The 21,647-nt window shown below is 52.3% G+C and carries 16 protein-coding genes; 4 read left to right on the top strand and 12 right to left on the bottom strand.

Features of this window, described 5'->3' with window-relative positions; all coding sequences use genetic code 11:
• Positions 1 to 23 precede the first annotated feature (23 nt).
• Complete coding sequence (locus ABD028_RS11280; protein ID WP_102794612.1) at positions 24 to 647, bottom strand: TetR/AcrR family transcriptional regulator; 624 nt, start codon at positions 645 to 647, stop codon at positions 24 to 26.
• A gap of 90 nt (positions 648 to 737) precedes the next feature.
• Here ABD028_RS11280 and fabF point away from each other — a divergent pair, with 90 nt between their 5' ends.
• Together fabF and ABD028_RS11270 are read left to right on the top strand one after the other, a co-directional pair.
• Positions 738 to 2,006 (top strand): beta-ketoacyl-ACP synthase II, encoded by a 1,269-nt coding sequence (gene fabF, locus ABD028_RS11275; RefSeq protein ID WP_343844943.1) that lies wholly within the window; start codon positions 738 to 740, stop codon positions 2,004 to 2,006.
• Positions 2,007 to 2,099: 93 nt separating this feature from the next.
• On the top strand, positions 2,100 to 2,948 hold the full coding sequence (locus tag ABD028_RS11270) for an AraC family transcriptional regulator (RefSeq protein WP_343844942.1): 849 nt from the start codon (positions 2,100 to 2,102) through the stop codon (positions 2,946 to 2,948).
• Between the two features lie 73 nt (positions 2,949 to 3,021).
• Here the strand turns inward: ABD028_RS11270 and ABD028_RS11265 are convergent, their stop codons facing one another.
• The gene (locus tag ABD028_RS11265; protein WP_343844941.1) at positions 3,022 to 6,864 is read right to left on the bottom strand and encodes a S8 family serine peptidase; all 3,843 of its coding nucleotides are present in this window, start codon (positions 6,862 to 6,864) and stop codon (positions 3,022 to 3,024) included.
• 244 nt (positions 6,865 to 7,108) lie between these two features.
• The gene (locus ABD028_RS11260; protein ID WP_343844939.1) at positions 7,109 to 7,735 is read right to left on the bottom strand and encodes a CGNR zinc finger domain-containing protein; all 627 of its coding nucleotides are present in this window, start codon (positions 7,733 to 7,735) and stop codon (positions 7,109 to 7,111) included.
• A gap of 90 nt (positions 7,736 to 7,825) precedes the next feature.
• Here ABD028_RS11260 and ABD028_RS11255 point away from each other — a divergent pair, with 90 nt between their 5' ends.
• Positions 7,826 to 8,758 carry an alpha/beta fold hydrolase gene (locus ABD028_RS11255; RefSeq protein ID WP_343844937.1) on the top strand — a complete coding sequence of 311 codons (933 nt, stop codon included), beginning with the start codon at positions 7,826 to 7,828 and terminating at the stop codon, positions 8,756 to 8,758.
• Between the two features lie 54 nt (positions 8,759 to 8,812).
• On the opposite strand, the gene glmS is transcribed toward ABD028_RS11255, so the two are convergent.
• Both glmS and ABD028_RS11245 read right to left on the bottom strand, forming a co-directional pair.
• Positions 8,813 to 10,645, bottom strand: a complete 1,833-nt coding sequence (glmS, locus tag ABD028_RS11250) for a glutamine--fructose-6-phosphate transaminase (isomerizing) (RefSeq protein WP_343844936.1) — start codon at positions 10,643 to 10,645, stop codon at positions 8,813 to 8,815.
• A 13-nt stretch (positions 10,646 to 10,658) separates the two neighbouring features.
• Positions 10,659 to 11,423: a DeoR/GlpR family DNA-binding transcription regulator gene (locus tag ABD028_RS11245; RefSeq protein WP_343844934.1), complete on the bottom strand. Its 765-nt coding sequence runs from the start codon at positions 11,421 to 11,423 to the stop codon at positions 10,659 to 10,661.
• Positions 11,424 to 11,789: 366 nt separating this feature from the next.
• On the opposite strand from ABD028_RS11245, the gene ABD028_RS11240 reads away from it, so the two are divergent.
• Positions 11,790 to 13,331 carry a phosphoenolpyruvate carboxykinase gene (locus tag ABD028_RS11240; protein WP_343844932.1) on the top strand — a complete coding sequence of 514 codons (1,542 nt, stop codon included), beginning with the start codon at positions 11,790 to 11,792 and terminating at the stop codon, positions 13,329 to 13,331.
• A gap of 69 nt (positions 13,332 to 13,400) precedes the next feature.
• Here ABD028_RS11240 and ABD028_RS11235 read toward each other — a convergent pair whose 3' ends face one another.
• The 7 genes from ABD028_RS11235 to ABD028_RS11205 all read right to left on the bottom strand — a co-directional run bounded on the left by ABD028_RS11235 (position 13,401) and on the right by ABD028_RS11205 (position 21,494).
• A complete protein-coding gene (locus ABD028_RS11235) occupies positions 13,401 to 14,636 on the bottom strand; it encodes an ABC transporter permease (protein ID WP_343844930.1) in 1,236 nt (411 codons plus the stop codon).
• The gene (locus ABD028_RS11230) at positions 14,633 to 15,820 is read right to left on the bottom strand and encodes an efflux RND transporter periplasmic adaptor subunit (protein ID WP_343844928.1); all 1,188 of its coding nucleotides are present in this window, start codon (positions 15,818 to 15,820) and stop codon (positions 14,633 to 14,635) included. Before ABD028_RS11230 ends, ABD028_RS11235 begins: the two co-directional genes overlap by 4 nt.
• Entirely contained in the window at positions 15,817 to 16,965 is a 1,149-nt protein-coding gene (locus ABD028_RS11225; protein WP_102794597.1) for an efflux RND transporter periplasmic adaptor subunit, read from the bottom strand. The genes ABD028_RS11230 and ABD028_RS11225 overlap by 4 nt, the downstream gene beginning before the upstream one ends.
• On the bottom strand, positions 16,958 to 17,908 hold the full coding sequence (locus tag ABD028_RS11220) for an HlyD family secretion protein (RefSeq protein WP_102794596.1): 951 nt from the start codon (positions 17,906 to 17,908) through the stop codon (positions 16,958 to 16,960). Before ABD028_RS11220 ends, ABD028_RS11225 begins: the two co-directional genes overlap by 8 nt.
• Positions 17,899 to 18,576: an ABC transporter ATP-binding protein gene (locus ABD028_RS11215; RefSeq protein ID WP_343844925.1), complete on the bottom strand. Its 678-nt coding sequence runs from the start codon at positions 18,574 to 18,576 to the stop codon at positions 17,899 to 17,901. The genes ABD028_RS11220 and ABD028_RS11215 overlap by 10 nt, the downstream gene beginning before the upstream one ends.
• An 87-nt stretch (positions 18,577 to 18,663) precedes the next feature.
• Entirely contained in the window at positions 18,664 to 20,046 is a 1,383-nt protein-coding gene (locus ABD028_RS11210; protein ID WP_343844924.1) for a M16 family metallopeptidase, read from the bottom strand.
• The gene (locus ABD028_RS11205; protein WP_343844922.1) at positions 20,043 to 21,494 is read right to left on the bottom strand and encodes a M16 family metallopeptidase; all 1,452 of its coding nucleotides are present in this window, start codon (positions 21,492 to 21,494) and stop codon (positions 20,043 to 20,045) included. The genes ABD028_RS11210 and ABD028_RS11205 overlap by 4 nt, the downstream gene beginning before the upstream one ends.
• Between the last annotated feature and the right edge of the window lie 153 nt (positions 21,495 to 21,647).

The following is a 21,647-nucleotide window of genomic DNA, read 5'->3' as shown; positions in this document are numbered from 1 at the left end:
TCGGTGAATTGCGTTACTGGGGCTTAACTCACAGGTAATTTATCGGCACCCAGCAGGGCAAGAATTTGTTCCTGCGCGGCCTGTAACAACTGTCGGCGTTCATCCTCATCGGCAATCACCCGCGCCACGGTTACCGCGCCAACCAGAGAGACCAGTACTACCCTGGCCCTGTTGGCAATCAGGCCCTGATCACTTGTTTGCGGCTGTTTATTCAGTCTGCTTAGCGCCTTGATTCGGGTTTCCAGCATTTTAACCAGGCTGCTGTAGGCCTGGCTGAATAAGGCCTGCACCTCATTGTTATTGTTGCCTATTTCATTAAACAAAATGGCTTCGGGGCCGGGCAATTCCAGGGATTTGGTTTCCTGCAGATTCCAGTAGCTGGTGGCCAGTGCCACCAGATTTTGAATAGACAGCGGCCCTTTGACCAATCTGGCGGTGCGGCTGGCCTTCAGGCTATCCACAAACGCCGCGCTATACAGCTCTTCCTTGGATTTGAAGTGATTATAAAAGGCACCATGAGTCATTTTCGCCCGGCGCATAATCTGATTAATCGAAACCCGGTCAAAACCATGCAGGCAAAACAAGTCACGGGCCGCCTGCAGAATGCTGCGACGTGACTGATGCTTATGGTCTTTGCTGTAGGGCATGATATCTCCTCTGCCGACGGCAGATTATTATCTTGATCATATATTGCCTGAGTTTAGGGTGCTTGCGTTGGCAACTTATCAGGAGTTTTTATGCATTCACCTATTGTAATCACCGGCATGGGTATGATCAGTCCTCTGGCTAACGGGGTCAAGGCTAACTGGCAAAGGCTGATTGCCGGACAATCCGGTATCAGAACCCTATCGCATATTGAGCTGGGCGATGTGCCCGTGCGTATCGGCGGCGTGGTGCCAGGTATTGAAGAAGACAGTGAAGCAGGTTTTGATCCGCTTAGTGTGGTGGATAAGAAAGATCTTAAGAAGCTCGATCGCTTTACCCTGTATGCCATGGCGGCGGCGCAGGAAGCTTTACAACAGGCAGCCTGGTTGCCACAAACAGAGCAGGACAAAAGAGCCACTGCCACCATAGTGGCTTCGGGCATAGGCGGTTTTACCACCATCACCGAGGCGCAAAACACCCTGATGCAAAGGGGATTTAAACGCCTTTCGCCGTTTACTGTACCGGCATTTCTGGCCAACCTGGCGGCTGGCAATATCTCCATTCGTTATGGCTTTAAAGGCCCGCTGGGTTGCCCTGTTACCGCCTGCGCTGCCGGGGTACAAGCCATTGGCGATGGCATGCGCCTGATTCGAACGGGTGAAGCCAAAGTAGCGCTGGTGGGCGGGGCAGAAGCCTGTATCGACCCATTATCCCTGGCCAGTTTCAACGCCCTTAAGGCGCTGTCATTGCAAACCGAGCAGCCGACACAGGCATCCAGGCCCTTTGATAAGGACCGCAACGGTTTTGTGATGGGCGAAGGTGCGGGCTTGTTAGTTATTGAAACCCTGGAACATGCCCTGCAGCGCGGTGCCACACCACTGGCCGTGCTCAGTGGTTACGGTACCAGTGCCGATGCCCATCATATTACCGCCGGGCCGGACGACGGCTCAGGTGCTGCCATGGCTATCGAAACGGCCTTGGCTATGGCGAATCTCAGTACCGGCGATATTGGCTATATTAATGCCCACGCCACCTCTACTCCGGTTGGCGATCGGGCGGAAATTGCCGCCTTACGCAATGTGTTTGGTGCGGCGCTGGCCAACGTGCCGATTTCCTCAACTAAATCTGCCACTGGCCATTTGCTCGGTGCCGCAGGTGGTGTGGAAAGTATTTTCTCGGCTCTGGCCGTCATAAATGGGGAGTTGCCGCCGACCCTGAATTTCCATGCCGCCGACCAAGAGATGCAGGACCTGGATTTTGTGCCACGCACCGCGCGTAAAGCCAATATTCAACATGCGCTGTGCGACGGCTTTGGCTTCGGTGGGGTCAACGCCGCACTGATTGTCAGTCGTCTGCCATAACGCAGGTTTAGCCTAGCAAAATAGCAGCAATGGAAAAGAATCTTTGGGGCATCCGCCATAGCATGGTGATGAACCATTAGCTTTGGACGGATTGTGAGCAGAGACATTCATACAGACAGGATCAACAGGGTTATACGCTACATTGAAAACAACCTGGATGCGGATCTGGATGTGGACAGGCTGGCGGATATTGCCTGTTATTCAAAGTTTCACTTTCATCGACTGTTCTGCGCGGCCTTCGGCGAGGGGGTGTATGCCTTCAAGAAAAGACTGTTACTGGAAAGATCGGTAAAGCACCTGCTGCATTCCAGTGACAGTCTGACCGAGATTGCCTTTAAGTGTGGATACGACAATCAGGCGTCTTTTCATAAGGCGTTTAAAAAGCAGTTTTGCTGTACACCCAGTCAGGTCAGAAAGCTGGTGGTTCATATTGGTAACCATGCCATTCAACCAATTCCCACAAGGAGTATTGATATGCAACCTGATATTGTTGAACTGCCAGACATGCCTGTGATTTGTGCCAGGGCCTTTGGCACTTATGCCCAAGCGGCGCCACAAGCCTGGGCCAAGATAATGAAATTCGCGTATTCAAACCGCCTGATGAATAGCCAGGTCAGGCTATTTGGCATTCCCAGAGATGACCCGAATCTGACTCAGCCAGATCGGATTCGCTATGACGCCTGCCTGGATATTAACGCCGACCTGGGCGGCACCACTGACGTCAGTCAGCATGTGATTGAAGGCGGGCGATACTTAAAGTTTCTGCATCGCGGCGCCCATGAAAAACTCAGTGAAACCTACACCAGCATATTTCATCAATGGTTGCCTGAGAGCAATTATAAGTTGCGCGATGTGCCGGTCTTTGAGCTGTACCTGAACCGCGACCCACGCAAAACCAAGCCACAAAATCTCAAGACGGAAATCTATATCCCGGTCGAATAATCCGATGTTTCAAGGTAACTGGCAAAACAGCCCGTTACCTTTTATTTTGCCTGTGCAGTGATGTTGAATGCCTTCAAGCGTTGCATAGCGTTAAGCTGGCTTTTCGTGCCATCAGTAATATCAGCAGATAGAGTAAGGCACAGTGCAGACTGCCACCTGAACGATTATCTGCTGCTTTTTCCGTTGCCCTTACCGTTACCTTGGCCTGCTGCGGGGTACTGGATAACAGGCCGTCAGAGGCCGTGACAGAAAACGACAAACTGGCACCCGCCGGGTTGTTCGGTGCTCGAAACTGTAATTGATTGGCATCCGTTGTCATGGATACCGCAGGTCCTGCTGTTTGTGTCCAGGTCCAGGTCAGGCTGTCGTTTTCTGCGTCTCTGCCCTGGGCAATCACGCTGACATCAGTGCCTGGCGCTACCAGCTGTGTGGCAATAGTGTCGATGCTGGGCGCATCATTAACCGCAGAGACAATCAGTGTAACCTGGGTCGCCGTTGACAATTCACCGGTTTGGTCAGCAACCTGATACGTCAGGGTATCATGGCCATTAAAGTTTGGGTCAGGGGTGTAATTGATACGACCTTCTACAACCGCGGCACGACCCTGCAATGGCGCCGACAAAATACTCAGAGTGGAGGCATCAAGCGGCGGCAAGGGTAAAGACATTAAACGCTGTGCCTCCGTGCGCTGTTTTGTGCCGGTCAGTTCGGCCGTGATAACAAGGTCACGTGGAGGATTGTCATTTTTCAGCACATCAATGCTGACAGACTGATCTTCCTCGATACGGATCTCATCCGCCTGGGCCTGGATACCCGCTGCTTGCAGGGCAATGGCATAGTGAATATCTGCCATGCCGGCCGGTTGTGAGGTTAAGGCCAGCGACACGTTGCTGCCCTGGATAGGCATGGGTAAGGTTAAGCCGTTGGTTTGCGGCGAATAGGTTACACCCAGGGTGGCATCATGGTTTTCCGCCCCTATGATGGCATTAACTAACTGCGTAACGTGCAGATAGTTAAACAGAATCTGGTCGCTGTTGGCTTTAATAATGACCTGAAATGTATAAGGCTCATAGCCTTCCTCGTCATAACCGAACAACCCCACCTGATTCCATTCAACCACCAGATACTCCTCGCCCTGCCAACTGACCGTATCGATATAAAGTTCACCCTGGCCACTGTCGTCGGGGTTGCCGGGGTTACGCAGATCGTACTCGGCCCACAGCGGGGCAATAACGTTATTCAGCTTGTCTTCGCTGGGCAACGTCATCACCGGGTTGGCGTCAAACGGCCCAAGTTCCATCTGGCCTGCCACAATAAAGCCATTGCTGGATACCGTAATTCCCTGATACTGCTGACCATGGTAAATAAAGGGAAAATCCACCTGTTTGGAAAAGGCGAAACAGCTGTCCTGGCAGGCCACCGGCGGCACGCCGCTGGCTTTTAAGGTTGGTGCGTTCCAGGCCGTAGTTGGTTGCAACTGCATATTGCCCGCGCTAAGTGTGCCCCGCCAAAGCAACTTGCCATCGCTGTTGATAGCCAGCTGGTTGGTTTGGCCGTTAGAAGTGTCAGTGCGGATGCTGTTAGCCAGGATAGTGGCAAAGTCTGGCGTGCTGATACTCAGAGAGGGCGGGCTGACAAAATCTATGTTTCTGACTCTGGTGGTGGCGTTTAACTGACCATCCGGGCCGAGGGAAATATTGGAGCTTAATGCCCGGGTGTCGCTGTTGTCATTGGCATAGACCGCGATTGGGAGCTGCTGAATTTTACCGTTACTCAGGGTCAACACCACTCTGCCAAATACCCAGGTAGCGTTTTCAACTGCCGAGGTGTCGATACTGAAGCTCAGATTGGCTGACGAGCCGGATGAACCCGCTGCAGATAAATCAAAATAAGGTTGCGCCAGTGTGTAGGACGCCAGCGGATGGTCCAGTTGAATACTGACCTGCACAGACTGGTCCTGATCACTGACATTGGTTATTTGATTCGCAAAATGACAGCGCGCCACACAAGCACCATGGGCATGGGATGCGGATGTAAAGGTTAATGTTGCCTCGATGGCCGCCGCAATATTCAGCAGGCCCGCGCCTTGTTCAAAAGGGGTGGCAGTGGCTTGTTCTTTTTTGATGCTGGCGCTGGCGGTAGAGGTCAGCGCGGTTTTAATCTGAGCGGCGCTCCAGTCGGGATGTGCCTGGCGCAGCAGTGCGGCAGCACCTGCCACCTGGGGTGACGACATACTGGTGCCACTGATGAGGGCAAACACCGGCTGCTCATTATCCGGATCCGACATGGGCGGCAGGCCTGGCGGAAATATCACATCCGGGCGAGGTGCGGCGGCAGACAGAATATCTGTGCCTGGTGCGGTGATATCGGGTTTAAGCACATTGGGATTGGTATTCGGGCCCACCGAGCTGCCCGGATTTAACTGGTTATACAGGCTTTCATCTACCAATGCCTCGCGGTTGCCGGATATCGTGACACTGATTGGAGTCAGCGCCCGCTCCTGCAACATGCGCCCCTGTTCTCTGGTCAGGCCTAATACCGGTACGGGGAAATCACCGGAAATCTGGTTAAAAGGCCGCAGCGTCTCAAAATCAGATAAGTTTTCCTGATAAATCAACAGGGCCTGGCCACCGGCCTGTGCAACGTTGTGCGCCAGGGTATCCAGTGGGCAGCCGTTGTTGTAATCAATCAGTGCTGCTGCCCCGCTAAATACCGTTGTACTAATGCTGTTGCAGGCATCAGAACTGAGATTGCGGGCTGACATCAGAGGCAGTTGCAAGTCCTCAAAGGCCAGCAGATTATCACCCGATGAGCTGACAATCTGCATATCCCCAAGGGTTATCTTATGCCCAAAAGTGCGGCCGTGGGTGCTGTTTGCTACCGTGATACCAGACTCGATACAACCTGGGCAATTAATCGCATTATCACCCCAGGCACCATTGTTCCCGGCGGAATTGACTATCACTATGCCCATTTGCTCTGCCACAGCAAACACTGCGGCAAACACCGAGGCTTGCGGGTCTTCGTCCTGGATGGCGCCCCAGGAGTTATTAATCACGTCTGCGCCGTCTTTTACCGCGTATTCCAGCGCTTGTAGTAGCATGGCATCCGAGCCCCTGACAACGCCGCCATTATCAAACAGCGCCTTGTAGACCATCAGATAGGCACCGGGTGCCACGCCGGACAAGCTTACATTCACATCTTCGAAGGTGACATCAATCGGCACACCGGCGGCGATACCGGCCACATGGCTGCCATGGCGGTTGTTGTCCAGTGGTGAAATCTCGACGCCAGGTTCTAAGTGAAATATATCGTCTTCCGAAGGCGGAAATACCCGGGCGATAATCACCTTATTGTTGCAAAAATTTGGGTCTCCCCCGACCTGACGACAATAGTCCGGGTTTTCCTGAAGCCAGCTATGCTTGGCCAGATCCGGCGCATCCAAACCGTTGTCGGAAAACATTGGGTTACGCGGCTGAATACCAGAGTCGATAATGGCAATCTTTACCCCTTTGCCAGCATGCTGCTGCCCGCCCAGCAGTTGCCAGCCCTGCACACTGCCGGTGACCTGATGACTGGCATCCAGATGGGCATAACGCATTCTTACCGGGTAAATCTGTTTCACTGCCGGTAGCGCCAACAAGGCGGGTAACTGGCTGTCGTCGATAGCCACTTCCACCGCATTGATCAAGGTATCAAAACGACGTTTTATGCGGGCGCCTGGCACCTGCCGTTTTACCTGCCGGGAAAATACCTGCTGCTGATGATGAACTTGCTGACGGGCAAGGGCAGAAACCGACTGGGTTGCCAGTTGCAGCTGGTCAGAGGGCGCTGAGATTGTTGGTCCATCCAGAACAACGATATAGTGGCCGGCAAGGCGCTCTGCAGAACCCTGAGCATAGGTTGCTGTCGCCATAAAAATGGCTAGCACTTTGGCTGAACAGACGAAATAACACCGGCAGAAATTAGGCATTGTCCCTTCCATTGGCATGATGGGGCGAAAAGTTAGTCAGATGTTAATTAGAAAGTCAGAGCAAAAAACGAACAGTTAGTGAATAAGTGCTACAGGGTGTAATTGGTTTGCCAGCAGTGATTGGAAACTTGTGGTTTCTGAACTGCAAAGTTTCGGTAAACGTATCTACCGTAACCAGATACCCAGACTATGGTTTATCTCCATCTTTACTTAATCTCTTGCCATTGGTGCTATTGCCCTTTCTGGCGCGAAATGCTGCCACTTTCATGCGGTTTCCACAGGTTGCCATACTGCACCATCTGCGTCGGTGTGACTTGGTTAAGTCATGAAAAAGCAAAACGCAATCATCTGCTTCACAGCACCTGACATATTCAAACTTACTGCTGGTGAGCAACTGCGCAAGTGCTTTCGCGACAGGCTCAAGCAGACAGGCTGGACTGTTATCACGGATTTGGGTAATAAGCTTGTATGCATTGTTTTCACTATCCCACGTCAGCTCCCTTCTTGGGCGTCCCAGCTCCAATATTTGGTTGATCAGTTCAGACTTTGCTGAAGAGCCGGTCATTGCCGCAGCCACTACTTCTCTTGCTTGATTGCGCAACTGGCGTGCGAGCACGAGCAGCCCGGTAGGGGCTTTGTTCTGAACTTCAGGCGAAAGCAACTTGGCCGCCTGCAGCCAAGTCATGACGCTATTGTCATCGGTGAAACCATCGTGATGGTGGTCACCTGCCCCATATTGGGTATTGATAAAGTCGAGGGCAACATTGTCTGCCAAGAAGAGCGTGCCAGCAGGCAGTTGGGTCGTTGATTTCATAATTCAAATGTAACCTTAAAAATGATATTTGACAGGTTACCAAAGTGTGGCGTAACCTTCAAATTTGGTTTTAGTGGTTACGATGGCTTTATGAGTTTTAACCAGATATGTCTGACAGGTCTTATATTAACTGGCATCGTGCCAGTATCTGAGGCTGCGCCCAATCAGATTAGTTATCGCTATGAGCAAGTTGGAGACGTCAACGTTTTCTATCGTGAGGCGGGAAGTGTTGAAAAACCTACTGTTCTGCTCTTGCATGGATTTGCAGCTTCTTCTTTTATGTTTCGCGATTTAATCCCCCAACTGGCCGACAGCTATCACGTGGTAGCACCAGACCTACCGGCCTTTGGGTTTACCCAATCACCTGCCAGAGCTAATTACAGCTACACCTTCGGTCAGTTGACACAGACCATTGATCAGTTTACCGAGCAACTTAAACTGGATAGCTATGCTTTGATAGTGCATGACTACGGGGCTCCTGTCGGTTGGCGTCTGGCCATTAAGCACCCTTCCCGGATAACCGCTATAGTATCGCAAAATGGCAATGCCTATGAAGACGGCTTGAGCGAAGGCTGGGCACTAATTCAAAAATACTGGCGCGAGCGCACGCAAGACAGCCGTGATGCCTTGCGAGAGTTCTTCACTCCAGCATCGATAAGGTGGCAATATTTGGAAGGCGTATCAAATAAGCATCTGGTATCACCAGATGCTTATACTTTGGAAGGAAAGCATATTTCTCAAGCTGGCAACGCTGAGATTCAGTTAGATTTGGTGCTCGATTACGCCAGCAATGTGGCGATGTATCCTCAGTTCCAAGCATATTTTCGCAAGCATCAACCGCCTTTGCTGGCCGTTTGGGGCAGAAACGATCCCTTTTTCCTACCCGCAGGGGCACAAGCATGGAAACGTGATATTCCCAATGCGGATATTCGCTTTTACGACACCGGGCATTTTGCGTTGGAAACTCACGGTAATGAGATCATCCCTGTTATTCGTGCGTTCCTGGATGAAAATATCAAGTGATAGTCAAAATATTAAAAAAGGGGCCCGAAGGCCCCAAAGGCTTTGGTTGGAAACTTATTCCACGGTCACAGATTTGGCCAGGTTGCGTGGCTGGTCGACGTCGGTGCCTTTAATAATGGCGACGTAGTAGCTGAGCAACTGCAGTGGCAGGGTATACACGATAGGCGCGGTCACACTGTCCACATGCGGCAGGTTAATCACCCGCATGGTGGCGTCGCTGGCAAATTTTGCGTCTTTGTCGGCAAATACATACATGATGCCGCCGCGAGCGCGTACTTCTTCAACGTTGGATTTAAGTTTTTCCAACAGTTCATTATTCGGTGCTACCACAATCACCGGCATTTCATCGTCAATCAGCGCCAGCGGGCCATGTTTAAGCTCACCGGACGCGTAAGCTTCGGCGTGAATATAAGAAATTTCTTTAAGCTTTAGTGCCCCTTCCATGGCAATGGGATACTGATCGCCACGACCCAGGAACAAGCTGTGATGTTTATCGGCAAATTCTTCCGCCAGTTTTTCAATACCAGCGGACAGCGCCAGGGTTTCTTCCAGTTTGGCCGGCAGACTGTGCAGAGCACTGACAATCTTGCCATGGTCGCTGGTGGTCATGCCGTTAAACTGCCCCAGCGCCAGTGTCAGCATTAACAATCCGGTTAACTGGGTAGTAAAGGCTTTAGTGGAAGCCACGCCGATTTCTGCGCCCGCCAGGGTCATAAAGGCCAGATCGGACTCCCGTACCAAGGACGAACCAGGTACGTTACAAATGGTCAGGCTGGCCATATAGCCCAGTTCCTTGCCCAGGCGCAGTGCCGCCAGAGTGTCGGCGGTTTCACCAGACTGGGAGATGGTGACCAGCAAGCTGTCAGGGTGAACAAACGACTTGCGGTAGCGGAATTCTGAGGCGATCTCCACGTTGCAGGACACATTGGCATATTGCTCCAGCCAGTAACGGGCCGTCATACCTGAGTGATAGCTGGTGCCACAGGCGACAATCTGTACATGCTTAACCTTGGCCAGTAAATCCGGGGCCATGGCGCCAAAAATACGCGGATCCACCCCTTCGTCACTTAAGCGGTCCTGCAGGGTATTGCGCACCACGGTAGGCTGCTCATGAATTTCCTTGAGCATATAGTGGCGATAGCCGCCTTTGTCACCGGCATCGTGTTCAATATCCGAGTCATGTACCGGGCGCAGTACTTCATGGCCGTCCTTGTCGAATATATGTACCTGGGTACGGCTAATCTGTGCCACATCGCCTTCTTCTAAAAAGATAAAGCGGCGGGTTACCGGCAGTAACGCTAACTGATCCGAGGCAATAAAGTTCTCATCAATACCCAGACCAATCACCAGCGGGCTGCCTGAACGGGCCACCACCACATGCTCGGGGTTTTGCTGATCCATCACCACTGTGCCGTAGGCACCATGGAATTTTTTCACCGCACGCTGCACTGCGCTCAGCAGACTGTCGGCGCTTTGCAGTTCCAGCTCCACCTGATGGGCAATGGTTTCGGTGTCGGTGTCGGAACTGAAGTGAAAGCCCTGGCCGCGCAATTGTTCACGCAGTTCCAGATAGTTTTCGATAATACCATTATGTACCACCGCAATGCGTTCGGTGGAAAAGTGCGGGTGGGCATTGGCCTCGGTGACGCCGCCATGGGTGGCCCAGCGGGTATGGGCAATACCGGTACTGCCTTTAATGGGACTGCTGGCCAGTGCATCGGCCAGTTCCTGCACCTTGCCGGTGCGACGTACCCGCTGCAACTGACCTTCGCTATCCAGCACGGCCACACCGGCGGAGTCATAGCCGCGGTATTCCAGACGTTTTAATCCTTCCAGCAAAATGCTGACTACGTTACGTTCGGCGATGGCGCCCACTATTCCACACATGTTGTTTCTCCGTTTATTCGGTTTTGGCGCAGATTACCTGTACGCCTTTCTGTTCAATCTGTTGTCTGGCGGCTGCCGGGATCTGATCGTCCGTGACCAGCACGGAAATTTGTGACCAGGGCAGCTCCAGATTGGGTATCTTGCGTTGCAGCTTTTCGGATTCGGCCAGCACAATCACTTCGCGCGCCACTTCGGCCATTACCTTGGATAACTGGGTTAATTCATTAAAAGTGGTGGTACCTTTGTCCAGGTCCAGCCCGGCTGCGCCTAAAAAGGCCTGGTCAAAGTTATAGGCCCTAAGCATCTGTTCGGCCATCTGGCCCTGAAAAGAATGTGACTGGTTGTCCCAGGTGCCGCCGGTCATCAACACGGTGGGCTCGTTTTCCAGTTCCAGCAAACTGGCAGACACATGCAGGGCATTGGTCATGACCACCAGGCCACGCTTATGATTGAGTTCCGGGATCAGGGCCGAGGTGGTACTGCCGCTGTCGATAATGATGCGGTTATGGTCGCGGATCAGTTGACTGGCGGCTTTGGCAATGGATATCTTTCGAAACGAAACTTCTTCTTCCAGTTCCGGGGCATCCTGCGGCAGCAACATCGCACCGCCGTACTTACGCACTAATAATCCACTGCGTTCAAGCTCGGTCAGATCTTTTCTGATGGTCACTTCGGAGGTGCTGAATTCCTTGGTCAGGGCATCCACTGTCACTTCTCCCTGCGACATCAGGCGGTCGACTATGGCGCGTCGACGAAATTGAGTGTTTCGTTTATACATCAAATCGAAATATTAAGTTTCACAACGAAACTTATGATAGTAGATCTTTTACTCTATGCAAGTAAAAAATGCCCAGAGGTCAGATCGGCTTGTGTTTTGTCAGACCATCGCCATCCGGCAGCAAGGGTATCAGTTGGCGTAAACCGACAACGCTTTGCTTTGGCCGTTATAAAGTTCCAGTTTTTTGCCGACATCATCCAGAGTTGCCGCATAACTGAAAGTATTAGATCAAATTAATGAAAGACTTTCAGTTTTGCTGAAAAAATATTCGCTTTGTTTGGCCAACAAAGCCTTTATTACTGTATGATGCGCGGCAAAAAATAATACTGAAATACCGTCTGAAAGTTTTTAATCTGGAGTACCCCGATGACCTCTGTTCCCCCCAATGTGTTAGTGGATTTAACCCCTGCCGAGTTAATTGAACAAGCGCTGGCCCGCGGCGAAGGAAAACTGGCCGCCAATGGTGCGCTGGTGGTGGAAACTGGTGCCCGCACGGGTCGTTCACCCAAAGATCGTTTTATTGTCAGGGAAGCCTCTACTGAACAGGACATTGAGTGGGGCGCGGTGAATCGCCCATTCGATGCAAGCCAGTTTGATGCACTTTGGGACAGAGTCGAAGCCTATTTACTGGGTAAAAGCCACTTTATGTCGCACCTGGAAGTGGGCGCTGATCCAGAACATTACCTGCCGTTGCAGGTACGCACAGAGACAGCCTGGCACCAATTGTTTGCCCGTAACCTGTTTATTCGCCCGCAAAACTGGAATCACGCCGGTAAAGATGCCTGGCAAATTCTGAATGCCCCAGGCTTTATCTGTCAACCCGAGCGTGACGGCACCAACTCAGACGGTGTGGTGATTATCAATTTCGCCAAACGCAGAGTCTTGCTGGCGGGAATGCGCTATGCCGGGGAAATGAAAAAATCCATGTTCTCGGTGCAAAACTTCCTGTTACCGGGCAAAGATGTATTACCTATGCACTGTAGTGCCAATGTTGGTGAACAGGGTGACGTGACATTGTTCTTCGGCCTGTCTGGCACCGGTAAAACCACGTTGTCAGCCGATCCTTCGCGTTTTCTGATTGGTGACGATGAGCATGGCTGGGCACCTGGCTCGGTATTTAATATTGAAGGCGGTTGTTACGCCAAATGTATCGACCTGTCACAACAAAATGAACCTGTCATCTGGGACGCTATTCGCTTCGGTACGGTACTGGAAAACGTGGTGCTGGATGACAAACGCAAACCGGACTATCAGGATTGCAGCCTGACTCAGAACAGTCGCGCCGCTTACCCGCTGGAGCATATTGAAAAGCGTGAAGTGGCCAATCGTGCCGGTGAACCCCGCGCCGTAGTGTTTCTGACTTGCGATGTCAGTGGTGTATTGCCACCGGTATCTATTCTGTCAGAACAGGCGGCTGCTTATCATTTCTTGTCTGGCTACACCGCCAAGGTGGGCTCCACCGAAATTGGCTCCACAGCCGCCATTGAGTCCACCTTCTCTACCTGCTTTGGTGCCCCCTTCTTCCCGCGTCCGGCTGGCGTCTATGCCGAGCTGCTGATGAAGCGGGTACGTGAATTCGGTGCCAAAGTATATCTGGTGAATACCGGCTGGACTGGCGGTCCTTATGGTGAAGGTAAGCGCTTTGATATTCCTACTACCCGTGCGGTGGTGGACGCCATTGTTAACAATAAGCTGGATGGGGTGGAAACCCAACATATTGAACAGCTTAACCTGGATGTTCCAGTGGCTGTGCATGGGGTGGACAGCAAACTACTGAATCCCAGAAATACCTGGGCAGATCAGGCTAAATATGACGAGTACGCCAGCCGTTTGGCCGCAGAGTTTAAACAGAACTTTGCCAAATACGCCGTATCTGAAGAGATTCGTCAGGCTGGCCCTAAGGCCTGATAGGCTGAAACGTAAAAAGGGTTGCAACTGCAACCCTTTTTTCTGGCTACTTAACCGCAGATTGTAAGGTCAGTTATGCTGCAAGGCTTCAATAGGGTCTAATTGCGATGCCTTGACCGCCGGATAAATACCAAAACCCAGGCCTATAGCGGTACAGATACTGAAGGACAGAATAATCGCGGCCAGTGACCAGCTCACCGCCCAGCCACTAAACAAGGCGATAACTTCCGACAGGCCAATACCAAATAAAATCCCCAGCAGGCCGCCGACAATGGAAATGGTCAGGCTTTCTGCCACAAACTGCACGCGAATATCCTGGCAGGTAGCGCCTACCGCGCGCAGCAGGCCGATTTCTGTGGTGCGCTCTAATACGGTGGCCAGCATAATGTTCATAATGCCAATGCCGCCAACCAGCAGGGAAATCCCCGCCACACAGGACATGACGATATTAAAAATCTGCTGAGTTTGCTTTTGCTGGGCCAGCAAAGCGGCCGGCACCAGCATATCGTAGTCGTCAATCTGGTTATGACGCTGTTCCAGTAACCTGTTAATGGCCTTAGCCGCCACCATAGGATCAGTGTCTTCGCTGATTTTCAGCTTCAGGCTGCTGATCTCGCTGTCCAGCCATTCGGCCGGAAACTTACGCATGGCAGTTTGCAAGGGAATAAACACCTGGTTTTGTTCACCGCCCAGCTTAATCCCCTGGAATTCTTCTTTACTCAGAAACGGGGCTTGCAGCACACCTACCACCTTAAACCACAAGTGGTTAATTTTGATATTCTGCCCCAGCGCATCGCCGAGCGGGAACAACTGGGCAGCGGTATTGGCCCCCAGCAACGCCACCTGAGCCAGATGGCGTTCGTCTTCGTCATTCAGTACCCGGCCTTCGGCCAGGTCCAGCTTACTCAGTTCAAAATAACTGGCACTGACCCCGACGGCTTCACCGTCGCTGCGCCCGGACAGGCTGAATAACTCGTAGGTGTCCAGTTTGCGTTGTGCGGCGAAATCGCTGACAAAGGGCAGGCTGGTGGTGGCAATTTCACCGTCACGCAAACTCAGGCCGCGGGAATGCTTACGCTGTTCCTGTAAGGCTTCCTGCTCGAATTCACGCGCATTAATGATCAGATTGCGCAGGCCCATGCTGTCGATCATACGCAGGGCTTCACGTTCGGCCCCGGCCCCGATATTCAGCATGGCAATCACCGCGCCAACACCGAAAATCATTCCCAGCAGAGTTAAAAAGGTGCGCAGGGCATGCTGGCGCAGCTCTTCCAGGGTATCCAGCAACAACATCAGGTACTTCATGGCTGTGCATCCTTAACATTCACCAACGCCACTTCATCGCCCTCTTCCAGACCGCTGAGGATCTGAGCAAACGACAAACTGGTACGTCCTATCTGCACGGGAACAGGGTCGAAGCCACTGCCGTTTTTGCGATAAACAATATGCTGGTTTTGTTGGTTAAACAGGCTTTGCAGCGGCACCACCAGGCTGTCTGGTTGGTCCAGCACCTGAATCTTTGCTTCCACTTTCCGCCCTGGCACCAAAAGATCCCTGTTCTGCTGATTCAGGCTGACGGTTACTTCATAATATTTCTGCGGATCATTGCGGCGGATGCTGGATGGCATAGGCGCCACCGATTCCACCTCGCCTTTCAGTTCGGTCTGCGGTTGTGCTACCAGATACAGGCTGACAGCCTGCCCCGGGGCCAGGCTTAGCGCTTCGGCTTCCAGTACAAAAAGCTTGGCCTTGATCAGGCTTAAATCTGGCAGTGTGGCAATTTTCGAGCCTGGCCACATAGTCTGCCCGACACTGGGTTTTTGCCCAGACCAGTCGGCATAATACACCAGGGTGCCATCATGGGGGGCTTTGACTTCCAGCAAATCCAAACTGCTGGTAAAAGACTCCAGGCGCTGTTGGTGCTGAGATTTTTGCATGGCCAGCAAGCCCAGCTCACCGGCGGAACTTTGCTGGAAGCTGTCGTCTTTCCAATGCAGATATTCCTGCTTGGCACCCAGATATTCCTTGTCCTGCAAAGACTCCAGTATTTCCAGTTTAGAGCGGATCTGCAGGTCTTCGATGGCGAACTGCTCGGCAAAGGTTTTTTCTTCTCCCACCAGTTCGATGTCTTTGCTGATAGCATCGCCCTGGGTACTGAGTTCGGCATCTTTTTCCTGAATATCCAGGTCGCTCAGGGCCATGCGGTGTTGTGACTGCTCTGCCCGTAATTGCAAGCTTTCGGCGTCAAAACGGGCAATCACGTCTCCTTTGCTGACCTGGCTAAACTCAGGAGCCAGCCAGGCCAGACTTTGTGGGCCATTACGAAAGGCCGGGGCCGTTACCATTTCTGAACGGGCCGCAAACAACTCACCACTGGCGGGCACCACCACAGACAAGGTTTGCTGATTGGCCTCGTACAAGGGAATTTGTTCTGTATCTTCACTGCAGGCACCAAGCAGTAACAGGGCAAAAGGCATCAGTTTTTTCATGGCAGCACCCAATCCCCTTCGCTCAGCCCCTGATTAATCACAGCCTTACCCTGGGTCAGTGACGTGACTTCCACATCCTGGCGGGAACCGTCGGCCAGCATTACCCAATAACCCTGCTCATCCTTCTTCACCAGTTGCTGAGGTAAGGTCAGGGCTTCATCAAAGGTTTGGGTATGAATTTTAACCCTGGCGGTCATACCGGGTCGCATACTGTCCAGATCGACCGTATCCAGTACGATGGCGGCATCAATAATACGCCGTTTATCCTGGCGCGACATATTGCGAAATACCTGGCCCAGGGACTCCACCTTGCCGCTGACCACCACTTCCTGACTACCGGACAGAATAACTTCAACGCTTTGGCCGGGTTTCACCTGACCACTGTCGGATTCACGTACCTGGGCAATCACCTGTAGCTGATCGGGCTTGGCAATTTCCAATACCGCCTGGCCAAAATTAACCGATTCCCCCACCAGGGGCTTTTCGCCATTCCAGTCTGCTTTGTACAGCACTATGCCGGCAAAAGGGGCATGGATCTGTAGCTTGTCGATAGATTGCTGTAACTCGCGTACTTCCCCTTGCAGGCGCTCAACTTTACCGCTGGCCAATTTAATGTTGCGGGCCTTGGAGGCATGATGATGATTGAGTTTCTCCTTGGCGAGGTGCAGATCAATTTGTGCGATTTTAAAGTCCAGTACGCTTTTTTGCCGTTCCAGTTCGGAACGGGAGTTATCAACGATGTCAGCCCGGCGTTTGGCTTTATCGTAATTCATCTGCATTTCTGCCAATTGCAGTTTTAATTCCTCGCCATCGGCTTCTTGCTTGAGTGTCTGGTTTTCCAGTTCTTTTTCTGCGGTGGCCAGCTCTGCCTGCTTGTCCAGCAACCGGTCTCTGACCTGTTTATCGTCAAAGGCCAGTACCAGTTGTCCTGCTTCAACCCGACTGTTATCCGGTGCCATATGCTTGATCTGGAATTGCCACATGCGTTCCACCGCAGGTGGTGCCAACACCGCGCTTTGCAGCGGTTTCAGCTCACCACTGGCTTCCACCAGATTGGTTAGTTTTTCCCGCTGTGCCTGTTGACCTTGTGGTGGGCTGCAGGCGGTTAACAGGCCCAGCCACAGCAGCGATAGCCATTTATACATCCTGTTCTCCCTGCAGTTCCAATTGTGCACTCATACCCGGCAGCAAGGTCAGATTGTCCGGCACATCAAATTCAAAGGTGGCGCGGAAATAGGCATCATTACCCCATTCGCGCCGTTGTTCGGGTTGTTGCGAGACATCCTTGAGTTTTGCCTCAAAGCGCCGCTGGGGGAAGGCATCCAGGCTCAACCAGGCGGCCTGGCCGGGTTGCAGTCTTGCCTGGTCGGCTTCGTGCACCCAGGCCTCTACATATAAACCGGAAATGGCCGGAATTTCGGCAATACGCCAACCGGGCTGGGCAGTAGCGCCGACAAACATTTTTTCACCATTCCAGGGGTGATCGGCATAGATAACCGGGCCGCTACGCTGGGCGGTTTGATTCATCAGGGTCAGCTTGTGGCGGTGGTAGGCCAGTTGCCGCTCATGGTTTTCAATTTTAAGTTGCTGCTTCTCCAGGGCAGTCTGGTGGCTGAATTTGGCCTGATCCAGCTTATCCACCGCTTTGGTTTTGGCAACCAGGGCCTTTTCCAGCTCCAACTGATACTTCTCATAATCAAAGGTGCTGTGTGTGCCCTTGGGTACCGACGCATCCAGCCGTGCTTTTTGTACCAGCAGCTCAGCTCTGTCCAGGCCCGACTGGGCTTCCAGTACTTTTAGCTCTCCGTCTGACTGCTGGCGAACCAGCTCTTCTCGGGCATTGATCAGGCTGACTTCTTCCTGATCAATACTGGCCTGAATACCACTGCCATCGAATACCACTACGGGATCGCCGACCTGGGCAACCTGACCTTCCTTCATCATCCAGTCTACCTGCACACGCCAGTTGTCGGTGCGTGGTGCATAAAACACCTGACTGTCTGCCGCCCTGACCTGACCTGTGAGTAATAAGGGGCTGGCCAGCAAGGGACATGACAACCAGGCCAGCAATAGAATTCTTAATTGCATAAGCTGTCCTCCACTACCAGACCATCTTTCATGCGGATAATACGGCCGGCATGGGCGGCAATATCTTCCTCATGGGTGACCATGACGATGGTTTGCCCTTGTTTATGCAGCCCGGTTAGCAAAGCCATTATTTCTTCGGAAGTACGGGTATCCAGGTTGCCGGTGGGTTCGTCGGCAAAAATCACTTTGGGTTGATTGACCAAAGCCCTGGCAATAGCCACCCGCTGGCGCTGCCCACCAGACATTTCAAATGGTTTATGGTGAGCGCGATGACCAAGGCCCACCTGAGCGAGCATATCACTGGCACGCTGACGGGCGTCCTGAATACTGATATCTGAATAACGTAGCGGCAGCATGACATTCTGCACCGCATTTAATCGCGGCAATAAATGGAATGTCTGGAAGATAAAGCCAATCTGGCGGTTGCGGATCCCTGACAGGGACTCATCATCCAGGCTGGCGATATTCTGGCCTGCCAGTCGGTACTGGCCTGTGGTGGGAGAATCCAGGCAGCCGAGAATATTCATCAGGGTGGACTTACCTGAACCCGATGTACCCATGATGGCGACAAATTCATTTGCACCGATGCGCAACGACACATCATCCAGTGCTGTTACGCGGGTTTCTCCGCTACCATAGATGCGACTCAATTTTTCTACTTCAATCATCCCTGCGACTCGTGTGGGGCTGGCGGGGCAGCAACATAATGCAATCAAAGGGCACCGGTGCATCGCAGCACCGGCAAAGCCCAGGCCTTAGAGGCCGTAAACAGATTTAAGTTCGGCAACCTGACCAAGCTGTTGTTGCACGGCAGGATCACCTACAACGACCAGTGTCATTTTGTCCAATGGCAGGTACTTTGCCGCCAGTGCGGAAATCTGCTCCGGGGTCAAAGCATTCACTTTCTGCAGGTAAGTTTGCAGATGAGACAGCGGCAGGCCATGACTCTTCAGGTTCCACAACTGGTTGATAATGGCGGTGCGCGATGAATTCTGCAACACATAAATGCCAGACAAATAGTTTTTAAAACCCTCTAATTCTTGTTTAGCGGGCGCTTCAGTCTGCAGGCGCTTTATCTCTTTAATAATCTCTGCAATGGCCGCGCCGGTTGACTCTGCCGTGACATCAGCACCCTCATACCAAAGGGCAGCACCCACACGCGTGGCCAGACTGCTGTTTGGTGAGTAGGTATAGCCCTTGTCCTCACGAATATTAGAGGTAATGCGACTGGAAAAAGCCCCCCCGAGCAGGGTATTCATGGTGGTCAGGCCGACAAAATCCGGGTGTGACGGATCCACCACGGGTAAGCCGAGGCGAATGGTGGACTGTGGAGCCTGCTCCCTGGCGATAAATACCAGCTCGGCTTCGGCCTGATGGCTGGGTTTGGTCAATGTCCGCGCCTGGCCGCCAGACATGTCGGCAAAGGCCTGGCGCACCGCCTGCTCAGTGCTGGCTTCGTCAAACTGGCCTGACACATATAAGTGGCTGCGTTTGGCCACAAGGTTAGTACTGACAAAGCTCTGCACGTCGGCCAGGGTCAGTGCCTGAACCTTGGCTTCATCGGCAAACACATTGGCATAGGGATGGTCGCCATACACGGCACGGTAGAAAGCTTCGGTTGCCTGACTCTGCGCCTGAGATTTACTGACTTTCAGATCCCGTACAAAGTTGGCGACGGCCCGTTGCAGGTCCGCTTCGGCAAATTTCGGACGGATAGCCAGGTCGGCCAGCAAGCGCACCGCATCCGGGGCAAATTCGCTCAGGACATCCATTTGCAAAAAGCTGGCATTGGTGGCCACCGAGGTATTCACCTGTCCGCCCATCTCTGCTGCAGCTTCGGCGATTTGTTTGGCGTTGAGGGTTTGGGTGCCTTCAGTCAGCAACTGATAGCTGATATCCGATACCGCGTCTTTACCCTGATCATCCACGTTGCCGGTGTCGGTAATCAGGCGCAGAGTGACCTTGGGCGTTTTGCCATATTGCACAAAGGTCACCGTCAGACCGTTGTCCAATTGAATGTCGCGGGTTTGAGTCAGTTTAAAATCCTGGGGTTGCCCACCTTGTGGTGGCAGTTCCTTGGCCTGAACATGAACATTCAGCAACAGGGCACCACACAGCATGTACAAAGCGTTTCTCATTGTTGTTCTCCTTGCGAGGCTGCCTGGGATGGGGCTTCACCCGGTGTCAGGGTTAGGATGGTGCGATTACCCGGACGTAAATACTCTTTTACCGTGGCCTTGATAAGCTCAGGGGTAACGGCCTTGAAGTTGGCTTCCAGTTCGTTAATGCGTGCCGGGTTGTCATCGAACAAGGCGAAGCTGGCCAGCAGGTCCAGTTTGCCAAAGCCGTAGAAGCCATCAATGTTGTCATACAGATCTGAACGCAGTTTCACCAGGGCGCGCTGGATATCTTTTTCATCTATGGGTTGCTCGGCCAGCCTGGCCACCACCGCATCCACTGCTGATACCAGATCTTTTTCGCTGTGTTGCTCGTCATGGGTAAATGAGCTCATCCACAACATGGGGCCGTTATAATTAAACATGTTGCCCAGCAAATAATTGATACCCCCGCCCACATCACCTGTCACCTGGCGTTCTTTAACCAGTTCCTGATGCAGCAGACTGTCATCGCCTTGCACCAGCAACTGATCAATGATGCCCATGGCATAATATTCAGGTGTGTTACGTGGCGGCATTTTATAGGCAAACGCAAAGGCCGGTTTAGGCGCTAACCGGTCAAATTTGTTAAAGCGCTTTTCCTGCTCCTGACGCAGTTCGGTCAGATCTGGCTGGGCCGCTAATTCGGCGCTGGGAATGGCCCCAAAGTATTGCTTAACCATGGCCAGGGTTTGGTCTACGTCTACGTCACCCACTACCACCACCACGGCATTATTGGGCGCATAGTACATATCGAAGAAGGCTTTTACATCTTCCAGGGTCGCGGCATCCAAATCGGCCAGGTCGCCGTAGAAGTTGTGCGCGTTATACCAGTTATTGAAGGCGTACTGCGGCATATCCAGCCAGGGGAAACCACCATAAGGTTGGTTAAGAACGTTCACTTTCACCTCGTTCTTAACGACCCCTTGTTGGTTTGTCAGGTTTTCCTGAGTAATGGCCAGACCCTTCATGCGGTCAGCTTCGGCCCATAGCATGGTTTCCAGCTTGTGCGCCGGAACAATTTCAAAATAGTTGGTGTAATCAAAGCGGGTCGAACCGTTCAGCACGCCGCCATTGTTTTGCACCAGACTGATAAATTCCATCTTGCCCAGATTTTCCGAGCCCTGAAACATCATATGCTCAAACAAGTGGGCAAAACCGGTTCTGTCTTTGGGCTCGATGCGAAAGCCAATGTTGTAGTAAACCCCAACAGTCGCGATGGGGGCGGTGTTATCCGGTGAGATAACCACTTTTAAGCCATTGTCCAGCTTACTGTAATGCACCGGGACATTAAAACTCACCGGGCTGGACATGGGCTGGGCTTTTTCTGCCAGTTTATCTGCCATGGCGTCGGTACTGGTGTCTGCAGGTTTGGGACTGCAACCCAGCATCAACATGGCCGCGGCGAGTGCAACGACTTTATATGCCATAATTATTCCTTACTATTGTTATCAGAGGCTGTTTGTCATTTTTCGGCGAAGGTAGTCAAGCTCATAGTACCAGCCGCCCAGATGGCCGCAATGTTAAGCAAGGATTGCCATAGGTTAATGATGTGGGAAAATTGTAAAATTCTGTGTGTGTGG

This window comes from Bowmanella denitrificans (assembly GCF_039522935.1).
Taxonomy (GTDB): Bacteria; Pseudomonadota; Gammaproteobacteria; order Enterobacterales; family Alteromonadaceae; genus Bowmanella; species Bowmanella denitrificans.
Note: the sequence above shows the minus strand (reverse complement) of the source record. Positions and strands in the feature narration are given on the sequence as shown.